At 51.4% G+C, this 3,106-nt stretch carries 1 rRNA gene; it reads left to right on the forward strand.

The features are described 5' to 3' along the window. Window positions 1-188: 188 nt before the first annotated feature. Window positions 189-3,080: ribosomal RNA gene (locus tag HNP49_RS18450) — 23S ribosomal RNA — on the forward strand. Window positions 3,081-3,106: the final 26 nt, after the last annotated feature.

Here is a 3,106-nt window from a genome sequence, read left to right on the forward strand (position 1 = left end):
AGATGTTGAATTCTGGTCTTTGCGCCAGAACTGTTCTTTAAAAATTTGGGTATGTGATAGAAGTGGCTAATTAATTACTTTCACTGGTAATTAGTTAAGCTGAGGTAAAATTTGCGAGTTCAAGCGCAAGTTTTCGGCGAATGTCGTCTTCACGTTTGAGACAATAACCAGATTGCTTGGGGTTATATGGTCAAGTGAAGAAGCGCATACGGTGGATGCCTTGGCAGTCAGAGGCGATGAAAGACGTGGTAGCCTGCGATAAGCTTCGGGGAGTCGGCAAACAGACTTTGATCCGGAGATCTCTGAATGGGGGAACCCACCCAGCATAAGCTGGGTATCATGCACTGAATACATAGGTGTATGAGGCGAACCAGGGGAACTGAAACATCTAAGTACCCTGAGGAAAAGAAATCAACCGAGATTCCCTTAGTAGTGGCGAGCGAACGGGGATTAGCCCTTAAGCTTCTTTGATTTTAGCGGAACGCTCTGGAAAGTGCGGCCATAGTGGGTGATAGCCCTGTACGCGAAAAGGTCTTAGAAGTGAAATCGAGTAGGACGGAGCACGAGAAACTTTGTCTGAATATGGGGGGACCATCCTCCAAGGCTAAATACTACTGACTGACCGATAGTGAACCAGTACCGTGAGGGAAAGGCGAAAAGAACCCCGGAGAGGGGAGTGAAATAGAACCTGAAACCGTATGCGTACAAGCAGTGGGAGCCCACTTTGTTGGGTGACTGCGTACCTTTTGTATAATGGGTCAGCGACTTATATTCAGTGGCGAGCTTAACCGAATAGGGGAGGCGTAGCGAAAGCGAGTCTTAATAGGGCGTTTAGTCGCTGGGTATAGACCCGAAACCGGGCGATCTATCCATGGGCAGGTTGAAGGTTAGGTAACACTGACTGGAGGACCGAACCGACTCCCGTTGAAAAGGTAGCGGATGACTTGTGGATCGGAGTGAAAGGCTAATCAAGCTCGGAGATAGCTGGTTCTCCTCGAAAGCTATTTAGGTAGCGCCTCACGTATCACTCCAGGGGGTAGAGCACTGTTTCGGCTAGGGGGTCATCCCGACTTACCAAACCGATGCAAACTCCGAATACCTGGAAGTGCCGAGCGTGGGAGACACACGGCGGGTGCTAACGTCCGTCGTGAAAAGGGAAACAACCCAGACCGTCAGCTAAGGTCCCAAAGTTGTGGTTAAGTGGTAAACGATGTGGGAAGGCTTAGACAGCTAGGAGGTTGGCTTAGAAGCAGCCACCCTTTAAAGAAAGCGTAATAGCTCACTAGTCGAGTCGGCCTGCGCGGAAGATGTAACGGGGCTCAAACCACACACCGAAGCTACGGGTGTCACGTAAGTGACGCGGTAGAGGAGCGTTCTGTAAGCCTGTGAAGGTCAATTGAGAAGTTGGCTGGAGGTATCAGAAGTGCGAATGCTGACATGAGTAACGACAATGCGAGTGAAAAACTCGCACGCCGAAAGACCAAGGGTTCCTGCGCAACGTTAATCGACGCAGGGTGAGTCGACCCCTAAGGCGAGGCTGAAAAGCGTAGTCGATGGGAAACGGGTTAATATTCCCGTACTTCTAATTACTGCGATGGGGGGACGGAGAAGGCTAGGCCAGCTTGGCGTTGGTTGTCCAAGTTTAAGGTTGTAGGCTGAATTCTTAGGCAAATCCGGGAATTCTAGGCCGAGAGCTGATGACGAGTTATCTTTTAGATGACGAAGTGGTTGATGCCATGCTTCCAGGAAAAGCCTCTAAGCTTCAGGTAATTAGGAATCGTACCCCAAACCGACACAGGTGGTCGGGTAGAGAATACCAAGGCGCTTGAGAGAACTCGGGTGAAGGAACTAGGCAAAATGGCACCGTAACTTCGGGAGAAGGTGCGCCGGTGAGGGTGAAGTATTTACTACGTAAGCCCATGCCGGTCGAAGATACCAGGCCGCTGCGACTGTTTATTAAAAACACAGCACTCTGCAAACACGAAAGTGGACGTATAGGGTGTGACGCCTGCCCGGTGCCGGAAGGTTAATTGATGGGGTTAGCGAAAGCGAAGCTCTTGATCGAAGCCCCGGTAAACGGCGGCCGTAACTATAACGGTCCTAAGGTAGCGAAATTCCTTGTCGGGTAAGTTCCGACCTGCACGAATGGCGTAACGATGGCGGCGCTGTCTCCACCCGAGACTCAGTGAAATTGAAATCGCTGTGAAGATGCAGTGTATCCGCGGCTAGACGGAAAGACCCCGTGAACCTTTACTGTAGCTTTGCACTGGACTTTGAGCCTGCTTGTGTAGGATAGGTGGGAGGCTTTGAAGCGTGGACGCCAGTCTGCGTGGAGCCAACCTTGAAATACCACCCTGGCATGCTTGAGGTTCTAACTCTGGTCCGTTATCCGGATCGAGGACAGTGTATGGTGGGCAGTTTGACTGGGGCGGTCTCCTCCCAAAGAGTAACGGAGGAGTACGAAGGTGCGCTCAGACCGGTCGGAAATCGGTCGTAGAGTATAAAGGCAAAAGCGCGCTTGACTGCGAGACAGACACGTCGAGCAGGTACGAAAGTAGGTCTTAGTGATCCGGTGGTTCTGTATGGAAGGGCCATCGCTCAACGGATAAAAGGTACTCCGGGGATAACAGGCTGATACCGCCCAAGAGTTCATATCGACGGCGGTGTTTGGCACCTCGATGTCGGCTCATCACATCCTGGGGCTGAAGCCGGTCCCAAGGGTATGGCTGTTCGCCATTTAAAGTGGTACGCGAGCTGGGTTTAGAACGTCGTGAGACAGTTCGGTCCCTATCTGCCGTGGACGTTTGAGATTTGAGAGGGGCTGACCTTAGTACGAGAGGACCGGGTTGGACGAACCTCTGGTGTTCCGGTTGTCACGCCAGTGGCATTGCCGGGTAGCTATGTTCGGAAAAGATAACCGCTGAAAGCATCTAAGCGGGAAACTTGCCTCAAGATGAGATCTCACTGGAGCCTTGAGCTCCCTAAAGGGCCGTCGAAGACTACGACGTTGATAGGTTGGGTGTGTAAGCGCTGTGAGGCGTTGAGCTAACCAATACTAATTGCCCGTGAGGCTTGACCATATAACACCCAAACAATTTGCGTGTTA

It is taken from the genome of Pseudomonas fluvialis, from assembly GCF_014207935.1.
In the GTDB taxonomy this organism is placed as follows: Bacteria; Pseudomonadota; Gammaproteobacteria; order Pseudomonadales; family Pseudomonadaceae; genus Aquipseudomonas; species Aquipseudomonas fluvialis_A.